At 73.6% G+C, this 17,142-nt stretch carries 15 protein-coding genes; 9 read left to right on the top strand and 6 right to left on the bottom strand.

Features of this window, described 5'->3' with window-relative positions; all coding sequences use genetic code 11:
- Positions 1-58: 58 nt before the first annotated feature.
- Together ACWEPX_RS08605 and ACWEPX_RS08610 are read left to right on the top strand one after the other, a co-directional pair.
- Positions 59-1,240 carry a sensor histidine kinase gene (locus tag ACWEPX_RS08605; protein WP_451896469.1) on the top strand — a complete coding sequence of 394 codons (1,182 nt, stop codon included), beginning with the start codon at positions 59-61 and terminating at the stop codon, positions 1,238-1,240.
- Positions 1,241-1,275: 35 nt separating this feature from the next.
- Positions 1,276-1,932 carry a response regulator gene (locus ACWEPX_RS08610; protein ID WP_451896470.1) on the top strand — a complete coding sequence of 219 codons (657 nt, stop codon included), beginning with the start codon at positions 1,276-1,278 and terminating at the stop codon, positions 1,930-1,932.
- 1 nt (position 1,933) lies between these two features.
- On the opposite strand, the gene ACWEPX_RS08615 is transcribed toward ACWEPX_RS08610, so the two are convergent.
- A complete protein-coding gene (locus tag ACWEPX_RS08615) occupies positions 1,934-2,836 on the bottom strand; it encodes an SDR family oxidoreductase (protein ID WP_451896471.1) in 903 nt (300 codons plus the stop codon).
- Entirely contained in the window at positions 2,833-3,423 is a 591-nt protein-coding gene (locus tag ACWEPX_RS08620) for a TetR/AcrR family transcriptional regulator (protein ID WP_451896472.1), read from the bottom strand. Before ACWEPX_RS08620 ends, ACWEPX_RS08615 begins: the two co-directional genes overlap by 4 nt.
- 248 nt (positions 3,424-3,671) lie before the next feature.
- Between ACWEPX_RS08620 and ACWEPX_RS08625 the strand changes: the two genes are divergently transcribed.
- The 7 genes from ACWEPX_RS08625 (at position 3,672) to ACWEPX_RS08655 (ending at position 10,066) form a co-directional block, all read left to right on the top strand.
- Entirely contained in the window at positions 3,672-4,607 is a 936-nt protein-coding gene (locus ACWEPX_RS08625; RefSeq protein WP_451896473.1) for an ABC transporter ATP-binding protein, read from the top strand.
- Positions 4,608-4,611: 4 nt separating this feature from the next.
- Entirely contained in the window at positions 4,612-5,376 is a 765-nt protein-coding gene (locus ACWEPX_RS08630; RefSeq protein ID WP_451896474.1) for an ABC transporter permease, read from the top strand.
- Positions 5,376-6,104 (top strand): hypothetical protein, encoded by a 729-nt coding sequence (locus tag ACWEPX_RS08635; RefSeq protein WP_451896475.1) that lies wholly within the window; start codon positions 5,376-5,378, stop codon positions 6,102-6,104. Before ACWEPX_RS08630 ends, ACWEPX_RS08635 begins: the two co-directional genes overlap by 1 nt.
- A 299-nt stretch (positions 6,105-6,403) precedes the next feature.
- The gene (locus tag ACWEPX_RS08640) at positions 6,404-6,964 is read left to right on the top strand and encodes a hypothetical protein (protein WP_451896537.1); all 561 of its coding nucleotides are present in this window, start codon (positions 6,404-6,406) and stop codon (positions 6,962-6,964) included.
- A gap of 77 nt (positions 6,965-7,041) precedes the next feature.
- On the top strand, positions 7,042-7,680 hold the full coding sequence (trmB, locus tag ACWEPX_RS08645; protein WP_451896538.1) for a tRNA (guanosine(46)-N7)-methyltransferase TrmB: 639 nt from the start codon (positions 7,042-7,044) through the stop codon (positions 7,678-7,680).
- 68 nt (positions 7,681-7,748) lie between these two features.
- Entirely contained in the window at positions 7,749-8,744 is a 996-nt protein-coding gene (locus ACWEPX_RS08650; protein ID WP_451896476.1) for a nitric oxide synthase oxygenase, read from the top strand.
- A 20-nt stretch (positions 8,745-8,764) separates the two neighbouring features.
- Positions 8,765-10,066: an amidohydrolase family protein gene (locus tag ACWEPX_RS08655; protein ID WP_451896477.1), complete on the top strand. Its 1,302-nt coding sequence runs from the start codon at positions 8,765-8,767 to the stop codon at positions 10,064-10,066.
- Here the strand turns inward: ACWEPX_RS08655 and ACWEPX_RS08660 are convergent.
- From ACWEPX_RS08660 to ACWEPX_RS08675, 4 genes are all read right to left on the bottom strand, one after another.
- Complete coding sequence (locus ACWEPX_RS08660; RefSeq protein WP_451896478.1) at positions 10,063-13,089, bottom strand: NACHT domain-containing protein; 3,027 nt, start codon at positions 13,087-13,089, stop codon at positions 10,063-10,065. The genes ACWEPX_RS08655 and ACWEPX_RS08660 overlap by 4 nt on opposite strands.
- A gap of 30 nt (positions 13,090-13,119) precedes the next feature.
- The gene (locus ACWEPX_RS08665; protein ID WP_451896479.1) at positions 13,120-13,791 is read right to left on the bottom strand and encodes an SDR family oxidoreductase; all 672 of its coding nucleotides are present in this window, start codon (positions 13,789-13,791) and stop codon (positions 13,120-13,122) included.
- 53 nt (positions 13,792-13,844) lie between these two features.
- Positions 13,845-15,884 (bottom strand): PhoX family protein, encoded by a 2,040-nt coding sequence (locus ACWEPX_RS08670; RefSeq protein WP_451896480.1) that lies wholly within the window; start codon positions 15,882-15,884, stop codon positions 13,845-13,847.
- 165 nt (positions 15,885-16,049) lie between these two features.
- The gene (locus tag ACWEPX_RS08675; protein WP_451896481.1) at positions 16,050-17,141 is read right to left on the bottom strand and encodes an inositol-3-phosphate synthase; all 1,092 of its coding nucleotides are present in this window, start codon (positions 17,139-17,141) and stop codon (positions 16,050-16,052) included.
- Position 17,142 lies beyond the last annotated feature (1 nt).

Consider the following 17,142-nt stretch of genomic DNA (forward strand, 5'->3'; position numbering starts at 1 on the left):
CGCCGGGTGCGACGCCAGGCGGACGACCGCGCATGGTGAGGGTGCCTACGCTTTCGGGGTGCGGAGGTTGAGCCTGTGGTTCAAGCGCCACCCGATGGCGGGCGACGCCCACATCGCGCTGGCCATCGCGCTGTTCGAGCTGCCCCTGATCGCCAGCATGACGTCGGGGTGGTACACGGCGATCCTGATCCTGGTCGGCTTCGGCCTGACCGCGCCGCTGGTGATCCGCAGGCGCAACCCGATGCTGTCGGCGTACCTGGTGCTGGCCGCGGGCGCGGTGCAGCTGCTGACCCACGGCGCGGGCGGCGAGGACGTGCCGGACATGCGGCTGCGGGTCGCGGACATGGCGCTGGGCGTCTCGCTCTACACGCTGGTCGCCTACGTCGGGCGCAGGCAGGCCGCGCTCTACGCCGCCTGGCTGGCGCTGGGCACCGGCATCTGGGCGTTCTGGCGCTTCTCCGGGGCCGAGCCGGTGGTCATGCTGGTGTTCGGCACGATCATCTTCGCGCTGTGCTGGGTGCTGGGGGAGTTCGCAGGCGCGCGGCGGGCCTACCACGTCGAGGTGGAGCGGCGGCTGGCGCTGCTGGAGACCGAGCGCGACCACCAGGCCAAGATCGCCGTCGGCGAGGAGCGGGCGCGCATCGCCCGGGAGCTGCACGACGTGGTGGCCCACGCGGTCAGCGTGATGGTCGTGCAGTCCGAGGGGGCGGCCTACGCCGTGCGCTCCGATCCGGACCTCGCCGAGACCGCGATCCGGACCGTGGCCCAGACCGGGCGCGACGCCCTGACCGAGCTGCGGCGGCTGCTGGGCGTGCTGCGCAGCGACGCCACCGAGACCGGCCGGGCCCCGCAGCCGGGCGCGCAGTCGCTGTCCGAACTGGCCGAGCGGGTGCGCGCGGTCGGGGTGCCGGTGCTGCTGGAGCTGACCGGCGAGCTGGACGACCTGCCCGCGGGCGTGGGCCTGGGCGTCTACCGGATCGTGCAGGAAGCGCTGACCAACACCATCAAGCACGGCGGCCCGGGCGCGTCGGCGGCGGTGCGGGTGCGCCGCGACGGCGACCGGGTCGAGCTGGACATCACCGACCGCGGCCGGGGCGCGCCGCGCGGGCTGGTGTCCGGGGGCAACGGTCTGATCGGGATGCGCGAGCGCGCCCACGTCTTCGGCGGCTCCCTGGAAGCCGGGCCGCTGCCGACCGGCGGTTGGCGGGTGCGCGCCGTCCTCCCGGTCACCGCTGCTTAGGACGCACTCAGCCGAACCGCGCTACGTTGGCTCGCGTGATCCGGGTAGTGGTGGTCGATGACCAGGAGCTGATGCGCGTCGGGTTCCGGATGGTGCTCGGCGCGCAGGACGACATGGAGGTCGTCGGCGAGGCGGGCGACGGCCGGGCGGCCATCGCCCTGGCCGAGCAGCTGCGTCCGGACGTGGTGCTGATGGACGTGCGCATGCCGGTGCTCGACGGGGTGGAGGCCACCAAGGCCATCACCGCGGCGGGGACGTCGAAGGTGCTGGTCATGACGACCTTCGACCTCGACGAGTACGCGCTGTCCGCGCTGCGCTCGGGGGCCAGCGGGTTCCTGCTCAAGGACACCCCGCCCGCGCACCTGGTCTCGGCCCTGCGGTCGGTGGCCAGCGGCGACGCGGTGGTCTCCCCGAGCGTGACCCGCAGGCTGCTGGACCGCTTCCTCGGCCAGGGCGGCGGCGAGCTGCGCGACGCCAAGGTCCTCGACGCGCTCACCGAGCGCGAGCGGGAGGTGCTGGTGCTGGTCGCGCAGGGCCTGTCGAACACCGAGATCGCCCGCAGGCTCTTCCTCTCCGAGGCGACGGTGAAGACCCACGTGGGGCGGGTCCTGTCCAAGCTGGACCTGCGCGACCGCGTCCAGGCGGTGGTCCTGGCCTACGAGACCGGGCTCGTGCGGCCGGGGGACCTCTGACTCAGCGGAAGGCGGCCGCGTCCACCGTGGTCGGATCGATGCCCGCCTTGACGACCTCCTCGGCCCAGCGGCCCCAGTCCGGCTTGCTGCCGTCGACGTCGGTGAAGCCGTACTCGCGCATCAGCGTCCAGCTGGCCATCGTCCGGCCCGCGAAGCGGCCCACGTCGGGGTCGGCGGCCAGGTGGGCCACGGCCCGGCCGAGGTAGCGCGGCGTCTCCGACATCACGTAGTGCGGGTCGGGGGCCTCGCGCCAGTTGTCCTCGGTGACCCCGAAGTGCTCCAGCATCATCTCCGAGCGGAGGAAGCCGGGGGTGACGGCCAGCGCGACCACGCCGTGCTCGGCCAGGTCCTTGCCGAGCACCCTGGCCAGCGCCCGGATCCCGGACTTGACCAGGAAGTACGGCGCGCCGACGCCGTGGTTGTACTCCTCGTCGTCGCCATCGGTCACCTCCAGCACCAGGCCGCGGGCGGCCACCACCAGCGGCAGCAGCGTGTGCAGCGCGATCAGGTGGGTGTCCAGGCCGTTGTGGACCACGCCCAGCGCCTGCTGCAGGTCCGTCTCCCACAGCGGGGTGTTGAACTGCACGAAGGGGTCGCCGCCCCACACGTCGTCGACGAGCACGTCGATGCGTCCGTGGTCGGCCTCGACCCGGTCGCGCAGCGCCCGCACGTCGTCCACCGAGGTGAAGTCGCACCGCACCGGGATGCCGCGCCCGCCCGCGGCGTCGACCAGCTCCGCGGTCTCCTCGATGGTCTCCGAGCGCCCCATCGGCGACTTCGCCGCCCTGGTCGTGCGCCCGGTGACGTACACCGCCGCGCCCTGGGCCCCCAGCTCGACCGCGATCCCGCGGCCGCACCCCCGGGTCGCCCCGGTGACCACGGCGACCTTGCCCTGCAACCTCATCCGCTCTCCTCCCCGCGGCGCCATCCGTCGAGCACCGCGTCCACGTCTTCGCCCAGCCGGTCCGCCAGTGCCCCCAGCGGCCGGATCGACCAGTCCAGCGCCGCGCCGTTGACCAGGCCCAGCAGCACCCGGGCCGCCACCGGCGGCGCGGGCATGCCGGGCAGGGCGGCGCGCGCGGCGGCGCAGCAGGCCGCGATCTCGCCCGCCATCGCCGCGTAGTACCTGCCCAGCAGCTCCCGCAGGACCTGGTCCTGCAGGTCCACGCCGAGCTGCCCCAGGTGGTTGGCCGCCTCGTCGGGGCCGCCGAGCCGCGCGTGCAGCGCGATCGCCGCCGCGCGCAGCCCGGCCACCGGGTCGGCGGCGGCGTCCCAGGCCGCCCGGATGACCGGGCCCGCCTGCTCCACGCCGCGCTCGGTCAGCGCCCGCAGGAGCCCGGCCTTGGCGCCGAAGCGCCCGGCCACCGTGCCCACCGACACGCCCGCCTCCCGGGCCACCATGGCCAGGGTGAACCCGGGGCCGACCCGCCCGATCACCAGCCCGGCGGCGTCCAGCAGGCGCTGGTCGGTGATGGTGCGGGGGCGGGCCACCGTGTTATTGAACCACGGTTCAGTAATTGCGGCCACCCCTACTCCGCGTCACCGGGGTTCAGGGTCCGATCAGGGTCGTCACGGATGCCGCCACTCGTTCGGCTCAGCGAGGCTACTCCCGGAAGCTGACCCCAGGTAGCTACCGCAGGACGACGCCCTCCGACCCGGGGACGGGGACGATGGACGTCGAGCGGGGGACGACCGCGCCGGGGACGCGCGGGACCACAGGCATCGAAAGAGGAGCCACCATGATCGAGGCAAGGGGCCTCAGCAAGCGGTACGGCAAGACGCTGGCCGTCGACAACCTGTCCTTCTCGGTGACGCCCGGACGGGTCACCGGGTTCCTCGGCCCGAACGGCGCCGGGAAGTCGACCACCATGCGCATGATCCTCGGCCTGGACACCCCGACCGGGGGCACCGCGCTGATCGACGGCAAGCGCTACGCCGAGCTGAAGCACCCGCTGCGGATGGTCGGCGCCCTGCTCGACGCCAAGTGGGTCCACCCCAACCGCAGCGCCCGCGGGCACCTGCGCTGGCTGGCCAAGTCCAACCAGCTGCCCGCCAAGCGCGTCGACGAGGTGCTGGACCTGGTGGGCCTGGGCGCGGTGGCCAACAAGCGCGCAGGCGGCTTCTCCCTGGGCATGTCCCAGCGCCTGGGCATCGCGGGGGCGCTGCTCGGCGACCCGCAGGTGCTGCTGTTCGACGAGCCGGTCAACGGCCTGGACCCCGAGGGCATCCTCTGGATCCGCAAGTTCATGCACCGGCTGGCCGACGAGGGCCGCACGGTGTTCGTCTCCAGCCACCTGCTCTCGGAGATGGCCCTCACCGCCCAGGACCTCATCGTCATCGGCCGCGGCAGGCTCATCGCCCACAGCAGCACCGAGGACTTCGTCGCCGCCGCCACCGAGAACACCGTGCGCGTGCGCAGCCCGCAGCTGCCCGTGCTGCGCGGCGCGCTGGGCCGCACCGGGGTCTCCCTGCGCGACGAGGGCGACAGCCTGGTCGTGTCCGGGATGGACAGCGCCGACATCGGCGAGCTGGCCGCGGCCAACGGCGTCGTGCTGCACGAGCTCAGCCCGCAGCGCGGCTCGCTGGAGGAGGCGTTCATGCAGCTCACCGGCGACTCGGTCGAGTACCACACCGACCTGGACACCCCGGCCGACCTGATCACCGCGGGGAAGTGACGACATGACGCTGCTCGCCGTCGAGCGGATCAAGCTGTTCACCACCCGCTCGCCCTGGTGGTCCATGCTGGCCGCCCTCGCCGTCACCATCGGGTTCGCCGCGCTGGTGGCCGGGACCTCCGACGAGTTCTCGCCGATGGACGTCGCCGCCACCCAGTTCGGCTACCAGTTCGGGGTCGTGGTGGTCATGGTGATGGCCACGCTGGCCGTCACCACCGAGTACCGCTTCTCCACCATCCGCGCCACGTTCCTGGCCGTGCCCAACCGCACCGCCGCCCTGCTGGCCAAGACCGCCGTCGTGGCCACCCTGGGCGGGGTCATCGGCCTGCTGGCCGGGTTCGGCTCCTGGGGCATCGCCAAGCTCATCACCCCCGACGCCGACCTCGCGCTGGACTCGGCCTACGCCTGGCGCGCCGTGGCGGGCGTCGGCCTGGTCTGCTTCTTCGCCGCGGTGGTCGCCGTCGCGGTCGGCACGCTGGTCCGCCACTCCGCGGGCGCCATCTCGCTGGTGCTGATCTACTCCCAGCTCGTCGAGGGGCTGGTCCAGCTCATCCCGAACATCGGCGACGACATCTACAAGTGGCTGCCGTTCAACGTGGTGAACAACTTCATCACCGGCGACCGCGCCCCCAGCGCCCGCCCGGTCGAGCACGGCCCGCCGCCGTCGACCGCGGAGCTGAGCCCGTGGTGGTCGCTGGCCTACTTCGCCGGGTTCGCCCTGGTCCTGCTCACCCTGTCCATCATCTCCGCCAAGAAGAGGGACGCCTGATGACCACGCTCATCGCGACCGAGCGGATCAAGCTGCTCACCACCCGATCGCCGTGGTGGTCCACGCTGGCCGCGCTCGGGCTGACCATCGGCTTCGCGCTGGTCATCGCGCTCAACGCCAACCGCCCCGCCGAGTTCGAGGTCTCCCAGACCCAGTTCGGCTACCAGTTCGGCCTCATGGTGGTGCTGGTGATGGCCGCGCTGGCCGTCACCACCGAGTACCGCTTCTCCACCATCCGCGCCACCTTCCTGGCCGTGCCCAACCGGGCGGCCGCCCTGCTGGCCAAGACCGCGGTGGTCGCCGCGCTGTCGGCGGTCATCGGCCTGCTCGCCGCGTTCGGCTCGCTGGGCGTGTCGATGCTGGTGCTGCCCGACGCCCCGCTGGCGCTGGACACCGCCGACAAGTGGCGCGCGGTGATCGGCGTTCCGCTGGTGTTCGGCGTCGCCGCGGTCATCGCCGTGGCGGTGGGCATCCTGCTGCGCCAGTCGGCGGGCGCCATCGCGGTGCTGCTGATCTGGTCGATGCTGGTGGAGAACCTCGTCACGCTGATCCCCAACGTCGGGTCCGACATCCGCGACTGGATGCCGTTCGCGATGTCCGAGCAGTTCCTGCTCGGCCCCTACCAGGACAAGCCGCTGGCCCCGTGGCCGTCGCTGGGCTATTTCGCCGGGGTGGCCGCGGTCCTGCTGATCACCGCCCTGGCCGTCGCCCGCAAGCGCGACGCCTAGGAAGTCGTCCGACCCGCTTTCTCGACAGCGGGGCGGACCATCGGGGGAAATGACGGAGCCCGGGTCGCCATTCGGGGAGGCGACCCGGGCTTCGCGCCGTCTAGCTGCATCTTTCCAGGTTCAGTGGCAAATTGCGGACAGTACGCGGGATAACCGGGTTTCCACCTGCCACCGGCTCGATTAAATACACGTTAAGCGGTGGTGAGGTGGCCCACACAATGCGGACAATGGGGATAAGGCACTGTTTCGTATTGGATGGAGAGCCCGTCAGGAGCCCACGGAGGTGAACCTTGACGGCGATCGGAGCCGAGATCCCCCGGCAGAACTCGTCCGAGCCGCAGAGCCGCGGCGTGCACGTCGAACCCCTCATCGGCCTGGAGTGGTCCCAGGCCCTCGACCAGCCCTCCGCCCGCGCGGCGGCCGCCCCGGCCGACGCCCGCGGCTCGTGGGTGCACCGCGCCCCCGAACCGCAGGTCGTCGCCCTGTTCCGGGCGGCGTCGGCCGCCGACCCGAACCTCCCGGCGCCGTGGTGGCTGCGGGCCGTCGCCGACGGCACGCTGGCCTCCCGGCGGGAGGGGTTCGTGGTGGAGGACCGCGTGGCCAAGCTGCTGGCCGCCCGCCCGGGCTGGGTGTTCGTGCCGTGGGGCATGGACGGCAACACCGGGTACTGGGAGTTCATGCCCTCGGAGCGCACGCTGGGCGAGCCGGGGGTGCCCACCACCCTGGTGCACACCCACCGCCACCCCGGCTGGATCGACGTCTTCGCCGTGCACGCCCGGGTCGCCCCGCCGCCCATCGCCGTCGCCGGGCTGGCCGACCTGCGCGCCAACCTGGCCCGACTGGAGTCCATCCCGGCCTGACCTGGCACGCTTGCGGGGTGACCCCCACCGACGCGCACCGGCGCTCCGTCGTCAGCTTCGTGCACCGCGGCGGCCGGATGACCGTCGGCCAGGAGCGCGCCTGGCAGCGGCGCTGGCCGGAGCTGGGCCGCACCGTCGGCGAGCTGCCCGACGGCCCGCTGGACACCGCGGCCTGGTTCGGCAGGCAGGCGCCCGTGCTGCTGGAGATCGGCTCCGGCATGGGCGAGACCACCGCGCAGCTGGCCGCGGCCGCGCCCGAGCTGAACTACCTCGCCGTCGAGGTCTACCAGCCGGGCCTGGCCCAGCTGCTGCTGCGCGCCGAGGCGCTGGGCCTGGCCAACCTGCGGCTGCTGCGCGGCGACGCCGTCGACCTGCTCACCCGGCACATCGAGCCGGGGACGCTGGCCGGGATGCGCATCTTCTTCCCGGACCCGTGGCCCAAGAAGCGCCACCACAAGCGCAGGCTGGTCCAGCCGGACTTCATCGCCCTGGCCGCCTCCCGGCTGGCCCCCGGCGCGGTGATCCACCTGGCCACCGACTGGGCGGACTACGCCGACCAGATGCTCGCCGTCCTCTCCGCCGAGCCCCGGCTGCGCAACCAGCACGACGGCTGGGCGCCGCGGCCGCCGTGGCGGCCGGTGACGAAGTTCGAGTCGCGGGCCGACGCGGAGGGGCGGGTGTCCCGCGACCTCATGTTCGTCCGGGTGGCCAACTAACCGACGGTGACAACGGATCACACGGATGAGTAGTCGAGTCGGGCGGCTCATCCACCGATATCAGTGACGTGACCGCTCTGCGCGACGACTCGACCCGTTCCGCGCCCGCTCCGCTGTTCGCCGAGGCCGCCGCGTTCCTGCGCGAGTTCCACGCCGCGCGGCCCAAGGCGGGCAGCCTCGACGCCCGGATGGCCAAGGTCCGCGCCGAGATCGCCGCCACCGGCGCCTACCGGCACACCCCGGCCGAGCTGGCCTTCGGCGCGCGGGTGGCGCTGCGGGAGAGCGGCTGGTGCCCGGCCGACGTGCCCTGGCGCGGCATCCTGGTCCGCGACCTGCGCAAGGTCCGCGACGCGGCCGCGGTGGCCGAGCACTGCGCCCAGCACCTGGTGATGGCCGCGGGCGACGGCGCCGTGCGGCCGATGGTGACCGTCTTCGCCCCCGACACCCCGTGGCGGGCGGGCCCGCGCATCCGCAACGACCAGCTCGTGCGGTACGCGGGCTACCGGGTGGGCGACCGGTTCGTCGGCGACCGCAGGTACGCCGAGTTCACCACCGGCGCGTGCAGGCTCGGCTGGCGCCCGCCGGGCACGCGCGGGCCGTTCGACCGCCTGCCGCTGGTGGTGGAGACCGACCACGAGGGCGTCGTGGTGCGCCCGCTGCCCGCGGCTGCGGTGCTGGAGGTGCCGCTGACCCACCCGGAGCTGCCCTGGTTCGCCGAGCTGGGCCTGCGCTGGCCCGCGGTCCCGGTGATCAGCAACATGCGGCTGGCCATCGGCGGCATCACCTACCCCGCCGCGCCGTACAACGGGGTGTATCTGTGCCGGGCGATCGGCGAGGACGTGCTGGCCGACGAGGCCGCCTACGGGCTGGCCCCGGTGATCGCCGAGCGGCTGGGCCTGGACACCAGCTCCGAGCGCACGCTGTGGCGCGACCGGGTGGCCGTGGAGCTGAACCGGGCCGTGCTGCACTCCTTCGACGCCGCGGGGGTGGCGATCGAGCATTCGGCGGACGCCTACGTGCCCGCCGCGGAGTCGCTGGGCCGTCCCGCGTTCCGGCCTGCGTGACGGGTGGCAGGATCGGGCGCATGCGCCTGCGTGCCCCCATCGTGCTGCCCTGCGATCCCGCCTGCTCGGTCCTGCGCGACGCCGTCGTGGACGTGGTGGACGGGCGGATCGCCTACTGCGGCCCCGCCTCGGCCGCGCCCGCCAGCGGCCTGCCGGAGCGGTCGCTGACCGGCATCCTCATGCCCGGCCTGGTCAACACCCACGCGCACAGCCCGATGACGGTCCTGCGCGGCATGGGCGGCGACCTGCCGCTGCTGCGCTGGCTGACCGAGGTCATCTGGCCTGCCGAGGCCAGGATGACCCCGGCCGACGTGCGCGCGGGCATGGTCCTGGGCTCGGTGGAGATGCTGCGCGCGGGGGTGACCACCAGCGCCGAGATGTACTTCCACGGCGAGGAGGTCGTCGCCGCGGCGCTGGCGACCGGCGCGCGGCTGGTGCTGGCCCCCGCGGTGATCGACGCCCCCGGCTGGGACTGGCGGGCGCTGCTGGCCGGGATCGACGCCTGGATCGACGCCGACGGGCTGCGCTTCGGCCCCGGCGAGCGGATCGAGCTGGGCTACGGGCCGCACTCGGCGTACATGCTGCCGGTCGAGGCGCTGACCGCGGTGGGCGAGGCCGCCCGCGAGCGCGGGGCGCTGGTGCAGATCCACGTGGCCGAGTCGCTGCCCGAGGACGTCCGCCAGCGCGAGGAGCACGGGTCGGTGCCCGCGCTGCTGGAGAAGGCCGGGCTGGTCGGCGGCCGGGTGCTCGCCGCGCACGCGGTGCACCTGTCCGATGCGGACATCGCCCTGTTCGCCAGGCACGGGACGTCGGTGGCGCACTGCGCGGGGTCGAACGCGAAGCTGGCCTCGGGGATCGCCCGGGTGCCCGCCCTGCTGGGCGCGGGCGTGCCGGTCGGCCTGGGCACCGACGGCCCGGCCAGCAACGACGACCTGGACCTGTGGGAGGAGATGCGCTGGACGGCGATGATCGCCCGCGTGTCCACGATGGACTCCACGGTGCTGGGCGCGGTGGATGTCCTGCTGATGGCCACCCGCGGCGGCGCGGAGGCGCTGCACCGCGACGACATCGGCGCGCTGGAGGCGGGCCGGTGGGCCGACATCGTCCACATCGGCGTTGACGACCCGGCCTTCGCCGGTGGGCTCGACGTCTCCGACGAGCAGCTGATCGCCAACCTGGTGTGGGCGGCGGGCTCCCGCACGGTCACCGACGTGTGGGTGGCCGGTGAGCAGGTGGTCGCCGACCGCGAGCCGACGAAGGTCGACCGCAGGGCGGCGCAGGCGGCGACCGCGGCGATCACCGGCAGGCTGGCCTCCGCCTAGCGCGCCGAGCGGCTGGTCGTCTCGTCGTGGATGCGGGCGATCTCGTCCAGGACGGCCGCCGAGTCGTACTTGGCCAGCCCGCCGCGGTGCCGCACGCCCCGCGCGGCCCAGTCCGCGGCGAAGGCGGCTTCGGACGCGGTGAGGTAGACGAAGGGCTTGGGCGCCGCGCGGCGCGCGGCCGCCACCGCGCGGCCGACCCCGAGCAGGAGGTCGAGCGCCGCCGGGTCCCAGGTCGGCTTGGGCTTGGCCAGGCGCAGGTTCTCCAGCAGGGCCACCACGGCCGACGGCCCGCGCAGGGCGGCGAGCTTGCCTGCCAGCCAGTCGTGGGTCACCACGTCTTCGGCCAGGGCGACGCGCGCCCGCTGCAGGTCGCGCCGGGAGGTGACGAGGACGGCCAGCGCCCCGGCGGTGGCCAGCGCGCCCACGCCGATGACCAGCTCGCGCAGCGACAGGCCGAGCCAGACGAATAGGGCGGTCGCCAGCAGGGTGATGGCCGCGGCCAGCAGCAGGACCACCCCGAGGACCTTGCCGAGCACCCGCAGGAAGGTGGCCCGGTCGAACCGGCGCACCGCGCGGGCCATGTGCCGCACGGGGAGCGTGATCAGCAAGGGCCACCGCACCACCCGCAGGTGCTCGCCCCCGCGCACCCCGAACAGCGCCCCGACCACCCACAGCGTCGCGGCGACCACGACCGCGGCGATGGGGATGAAGTCCTGCCACCGCCGCCCGGACAGGACCGTCCCGACGATCGCGTCCCAGCCCGCCACGAACATCAGCACGTACATCAGCCGCGCGATGCCGCCGGAGAGCAGGACCAGGGTGCGCAGCAGCTGGGACTCCGACGGGGTGCCCCCGATGAGCGGCAGGCCGCCGAAGACGCGGTTGCGCACCGCGGGGTGGGTGGCCCCGGCGCGCAGGAACAGCCCGGTGACCAGCCACACCCCCAGCAGCACGACCGCGCTGGCGGCCTGCCCGGTGAGCGCGAACCCCATCGCGCAGACCAGCAGGCCGAACGCGAGATCGATGACCGGCACGGCCAGCAGCAGGCGGATGGCGCGCAGCAGCTCCACCGGGTTCGACAGCCTGCTGACCTGGGCGCGGATGGACCGGCGGGACCGGCGCAGCTCGCCGCGCGCGGAGAGGTCGATGAGCGTCTGGCGGATCTCGGCCTCGATCCCCGCCGAGACCTCGGGCAGCCGCGCGGTCTGGGAGAACGCCTCCTCGCGCAGCCACTGGCTCTCGCCCTGGAACGCCGCGCTGACGTAGCGCAGGGCCGCGGCCGGGGTGGCCGCCGGGCAGACCTCCAGCGCCCACTTGCGGTCGCGCAGGTTCTCCCCGCGCCACGCGGCGTCCAGCACGGCGTCGACCCGGCCTGCCAGCTCCGGCAGCTCGGCGGGGTACTTGCGGGAGCCGCCGCCGTCGGCCAGCACGCGCAGCAGGTGGTACTGGCCCGGTTCCCACTCGTCGCCCGCGGGCTCGACCAGCCGCTCGCCCGCGGCCCGGTGGACGGCGGCCGCGCCGGAGCCGGTCTGCGTCTGCAGGATGGTCACGGCGGTCTCCCGCCAGCGGCCGTCGGCGACGAGCCGCTCGGGCGCGACCCGGTCGGGCTCGCGCAGGACGACGCAGGTGGCGAAGTACTCCTGCAGCCTGCGGTGGGCGAAGGTGACCGCGCGGTCGGCCTCGTCGGAGCGGGCCAGCTTGGTGTAGGCCAGGGCGTCGACGGCGGCGGCCAGCTCGTCCTCGGCCGCGGCGAACCGGTCGGCGAGCAGGGCGACCACCTCCGGGCGCCCGACGGTCAGGCCGAGGGTGTCGTGGTCGGCGATGCGGAAGGCCAGCTCCTCGGCCACCGCCCGGACGAAGGCCGGTTCGACGGCGAAGATGTCGCGGATGCGCCGGGCGTCGCGCTCGAAGCGCTCCTGCACGTAGCTCTCGATGACCACGTGCGCGTTGCGCGGGAACTCCCGGCCCTCGCGGATGTGCTCGCACAGCAGCCCGAGGAACATCGGGTTGTCCGACATCGCGTAGATCTCCGCCGACGCCCCGCGCAGGCCGTCGAGCAGCTCGGCCTCCTGGGCCGCGGTCAGGTCGGCCTTCTCCACCAGCTCGACCTTGCGCGCCCAGGACAGCGGCATGATCTGGAACTTCGGCCAGGCGTACTTGCGCGGCGGGCCGCGGAACTCGCGGCTGGCGACGATGCCGCGGCAGGCGTTCATCCCGTGCAGGAAGTCGTGGATCGCGTCGGAGTACGCCTCGATCACCGGGTCGGCCTCGGTGGCCCCGAGGATGGCCGGGATCTCGTCGAAGGAGTCGAACAGGAACAGCCAGGTGCCCTCGGCCAGGCCGCGGTCGAACTCGTCGGCCAGGTACCGGTCGACCTTGCGGTCGCGGCCCCGGTTCAGCGAGGCGATGACCAGCTCGCGCACGTCGTCGGCGGTGACGGCCCCGGTCGGCTTGAGCTCCTTGAGGTTGACGTAGAGCGGGATCGGCTCGTCCTCGGAGGGGTGGCGCACGACCCGCAGGGCGAGCTGCTCGGTCAGGTGCCGCAGGGCGACGCTCTTGCCCGAGCCCGGGTCGCCTTCGAGGATGACCAGCTTGTCCGAGACCGCGCCCAGCGCCGCCGACAGCGACGGGACGCGGCGGATGTCGGGCTCGCCCGCCCGCCTGCCCCACAGCGACCGCCTGCGCGGGCGGCGGACCTCGATCTCGGCCTCCAGCTCGGCGTACTGGTCGTCGCGCCACTCCTCCTTGACGCCCATGTGGCGCATCTGGCCCTCGACGTGGGTGGCGAACCCCGCCCGGCGGGCGGCCCGGCGCTGGTCCTGGCTGCGGCGCTGCCACCACCGGCGCAGCAGCGCGGCCGCCGAGCGCACCGGCGGCCCCAGCAGCTTCAGCCCCGCGGCCACCGCGCCGACCACGATCAGGCCGAGCAGGACCAGCTTCAGCCACGGCGGCAGCGGCACGTCGACGGCGTGCAGGAACCGGTCGAGGTCGTTGCCGTCACCCGCCGGGTCATCGGTCCGCACGGCCAGATGATCGTCGGCCTGCGTGCGGCGTTACCCCCGCGAGCGCACCACGATCTCGGTCAGGTGCGCGTCGTCGCCCGCGGTGACGGCGTGGTGGACCGCGGCGGCGACGGACTCCGGGCGCAGGTAGCGGTGCGGCTCGTACTCCCCGCCCTCGTCGGCGCGGACGGTCTTCTGCATGTCCGTGGCCGTGCGGCCGGGGAAGACCGTGGTGACCCGCAGCTCGGGCTCCTCGGCGCGCAGCACGTCGGCGTAGGCGCGCAGGGCGAACTTGCTGGCCGCGTACGGCCCCCAGTGCCCGTTGGCGACCTTGCCCGCGCCGGAGTTGATCAGCACGACGCGCCCGCCCGCGGCGCGCAGGGCGGGCAGCAGCAGCCGGGTCAGCTCGGCGACGGCGACCACGTTGACCTCGTACATCCGCCGCCACAGCTCGGCGGGCGCGTCGGCCAGCGGGCCGACCCTGGCCATGCCCGCCGAGTGGACCAGCACGTCCAGCCGGTCGATGCCCTCGACCGCCGCGGCCAGGGCGGCCGGGTCGGTCAGCTCGACCGGCCACGGGCGGGCGTCGGGCAGGTCGGCGGCCACCGCGGCCAGGGCGTCGGCGTCGCGCCCGCCCAGCAGCAGCGAGTGGGTGCCCGCCAGCGAGCGGGCGACGGCGGCGCCGATGCCGCGGGAGGCACCGGTGATCAGCGCGAGGGGCATGGCCCAACCCTAGACGCCCGCGGCGGGTGGCCGCCGCGGGCGCTGGAGTCCACTCAGGAGCCGATCGGGCGACCCGGCCGCCACACCGCGGCCACCGACGGCCGCGGCTGGCTGGCCCCGCCGTCAGGCCAGTGCGAGACGGGGTTGTCCGCCGACGCGCCGTCGACCTCCCCCGGGTGCTGCACCGACACCAGCACGAAGTCCTCCTCGACCACCGGGCCGCACGCCTCCGCGCCGAAGGGGACGGTGAGGAACTGCTTGAGGTGACCGCGCTCGCGGCCGGTGGTGGCGGTGGCGAAGACGCCGTCGTTGGAGCCCAGCGCGTTGCCGTCGGTGGAGATCCAGAGGTTGCCGTGCCGGTCGAAGGCCAGGTTGTCCGGGCACGAGATCGGGCTGACCTGGCTCTTGTCGTAGCCGCCGAAGTAGGTGTCGGGGGCGTTCGGGTCGCCGCAGACCAGCAGCAGCCGCCAGCGGAAGGTCGTGGCGGTGTGGTCGCCGCGGTGCTCCTCCCACTCCAGCACGTGGCCGTGCCGGTTGCCGACGCGCGGGTTGATCTCGGTCGGGCCCTCCTTGCCCGGCTTGCCGCGGTCGGTGTTGTTGGTCAGCGCCGCGTACACCCGCCCGTCGCGCGGGTTGGCCTCGACGTCCTCGGGGCGGTCCATCTTGGTCGCGCCCACCTTGTCGGCGGCCAGCCGGGTGAAGGTGTAGACCTCCGCCGCGGTCATCCCCGGGACGAAGGACGTGCGGCCGCTGGCCAGCGGGATCCACCGGCCCGCGCCGTCGAACTCCCGGTCGGCGGGCAGCGCCCCGGAGCCGTCGATCTCGGCGGCGGGGGAGTCGCCGGTGAACTTGGCGACGTACAGGGTGCCCTCGGTGAGCAGCTTCTTGTTGTGCGCGCGGGCCGAGCGGGTCTGGCCGGGGCGCATGCGCCCCTTGGAGACGAACTTGTAGATGTAGTCGAAGCGCTCGTCGTCGCCCATGTATGCGACCACCCGGCCGTCGCGCGCCACCTGCACGGTCGCGCCCTCGTGCTTGAACCGGCCGAGCGCGGTGTGCTTGACCGGCTTGGCGTCGGGCTCGTAGGGGTCGATCTCCACGATCCAGCCGAACCGGTTGACCTCGTTGGGCTCCTTCGACAGGTCGAAGCGCGGGTCGAAGTCCTCCCAGCGGCGGCCGGTGGCGCCCCCGCTGAGGCCGTAGCGGGCCAGCCGCGCCTTGACCACCGGGTCGGTGACCTTGTTGGCGTTGGCGAAGTACTGGTTGAAGTTCTCCTCGCCGGACAGGACCGTGCCCCACGGGGTCACCCCGCCCGCGCAGTTGTTGAGCGTGCCCAGCACCCTGCGCCCGGTCGGGTCGGCGCTGGTCTTGAGCAGGTCGTGCCCGGCGACCGGGCCGGTGACCTCGAACTCGGAGGTGGCGGTGATCCGGCGGTTGTAGTGGCGGTCCACGGTCGCCTTGAGCGCCCCGGAGCGCCGGTCGCGCTCGACGACCACGACCGACATGCCGTGGCTGGCCCACGCGATGCGCACCTGCCGCTCGGTCGGCGTGCCGTAGCCCCGGAACATGAACGGCTCGGTCGTGTACTCGTGGTTGCTGACCATGAGCCAGGCGTCGCGGCGCAGCGGCACCAGGCCGCAGAAGTCGTTGTTGAAGCCGAACTGCCGGGCCGCGGCCTCGGGCGTCTGGTTGTCGAAGTCGAACGCGGGCGCGCCCGGCAGCACCGGGTCGCCCCAGCGGATCACCACGTCGGTGCGGTAGCCCGCGGGCGCCACGATCCGGTCCTCGGTGTTGGGCGCGACGGGGACGAAGTCCAGCCCGCGCGGCGGCCGGTGCCCGCCGGGGCCGCGGTGGGCGGCGGCGACGCCACCGGTGGCGGCCACCCCTGCGCCTGCCAGGCCGAGCACGGCGCCCGCCTTGAGCATCCCGCGCCGGGACACCACCGAGCGGACGACGTCGCCGAAGTACTCGTTGGCCGAGGTGTTGGGCGCGTAGAGGGAGCAGGCGTTGCCGCAGCGGTACTCGCAGGTCACGGCCGCGCGGCCGAGCGGGTGGCTGGGCGGGAGCAGCGGTAAGTCGATCCGGCCGTCGGACACGGTGCCTCCTTGCCGGGCCGCCCCATGGGGCAGGCCACGCGGTGCGTCGGGAACGGCGCGAACCTAGGAGTCGAAGACCATGCGCGGCGGGCATCGAGGTGAACGGGCGGCGAACACTCCGCGGGCCGCCACCGGGGATCCCGGCGGCGGCCCGCGCACGCGGAGCTACCGCTCGATGTCGCCGCGGATGAACGCCTCGACCGCCTCGAAGGCGTCGTCGTCGGCGTACTGCTCCGGCGGGGACTTCATGAAGTACGACGACGCCGACAGGATCGGCCCGCCGATGCCGCGGTCCAGCGCGATCTTGGCGGCGCGCACCGCGTCGATGATCACGCCTGCGGAGTTGGGCGAGTCCCAGACCTCCAGCTTGTACTCCAGGTTCAGCGGGGTGTCGCCGAAGGAGCGGCCCTCCAGGCGCACGTAGGCCCACTTGCGGTCGTCGAGCCACGGCACGTGGTCCGACGGTCCGATGTGCACGTCCGCCTTGGCCATCTCGTGCGGGATCTGGGAGGTCACCGACTGCGTCTTGGAGATCTTCTTCGACTGCAGGCGGCTGCGCTCCAGCATGTTCATGAAGTCCATGTTGCCGCCGAAGTTGAGCTGGTAGGTGCGCTGCAGCTCGACCCCGCGGTCCTCGAACAGCTTGGCCATCACCCGGTGGGTGATGGTGGCGCCCACCTGCGACTTGATGTCGTCGCCGACGATCGGCACGCCCGCCTCGGTGAACTTCGCCGCCCACTCCGGGTCCGAGGCGATGAACACCGGCAGCGCGTTGACGAAGGCCACGCCCGCGTCGATCGCGCACTGCGCGTAGAAGCGGTCGGCCTCCTCCGAGCCGACGGGCAGGTACGACACCAGCACGTCCACCTCGGCCTCGCGCAGGGCGGCGACGACGTCCACCGGCTCCTCATCGGACTCGGTGATGATCTGGCGGTAGTACTCGCCGAGGCCGTCGAGCGTGCGCCCGCGCTGCACGGTGACGCCCAGCGGCGGCACGTCGCAGATCTTGATGGTGTTGTTCTCGCTGGCGACGATCGCCTCGGACAGGTCACGGCCGACCTTCTTGGCGTCGACGTCGAACGCGGCGACGAATTCCACGTCGCCGACGTGGTAGTCGCCGAACTGGACGTGCATCAGGCCCGGCACCCGCGCCGCCGGGTCGGCGTCGCGGTAGTAGTGCACACCCTGGACGAGCGACGCCGCGCAGTTACCGACGCCGACGATGGCCACCCGCACGCTCCGGCGGTTACCGCCCATT

The sequence above is a fragment of the Actinokineospora sp. NPDC004072 genome, from assembly GCF_053604195.1.

Coding starts and splice junctions, on each gene's coding strand:
- ACWEPX_RS08615 (WP_451896471.1), bottom strand. CDS start 2,836: ATGAGGTTGCAGGGCAAGGTCGCCGTGGTCACCGGGGCGACCCGGGGG.
- ACWEPX_RS08625 (WP_451896473.1), top strand. CDS start 3,672: ATGATCGAGGCAAGGGGCCTCAGCAAGCGGTACGGCAAGACGCTGGCC.
- ACWEPX_RS08630 (WP_451896474.1), top strand. CDS start 4,612: ATGACGCTGCTCGCCGTCGAGCGGATCAAGCTGTTCACCACCCGCTCG.
- ACWEPX_RS08635 (WP_451896475.1), top strand. CDS start 5,376: ATGACCACGCTCATCGCGACCGAGCGGATCAAGCTGCTCACCACCCGA.
- trmB (WP_451896538.1), top strand. CDS start 7,042: ATGACCGTCGGCCAGGAGCGCGCCTGGCAGCGGCGCTGGCCGGAGCTG.
- ACWEPX_RS08655 (WP_451896477.1), top strand. CDS start 8,765: ATGCGCCTGCGTGCCCCCATCGTGCTGCCCTGCGATCCCGCCTGCTCG.
- ACWEPX_RS08665 (WP_451896479.1), bottom strand. CDS start 13,791: ATGCCCCTCGCGCTGATCACCGGTGCCTCCCGCGGCATCGGCGCCGCC.
- ACWEPX_RS08675 (WP_451896481.1), bottom strand. CDS start 17,141: ATGGGCGGTAACCGCCGGAGCGTGCGGGTGGCCATCGTCGGCGTCGGT.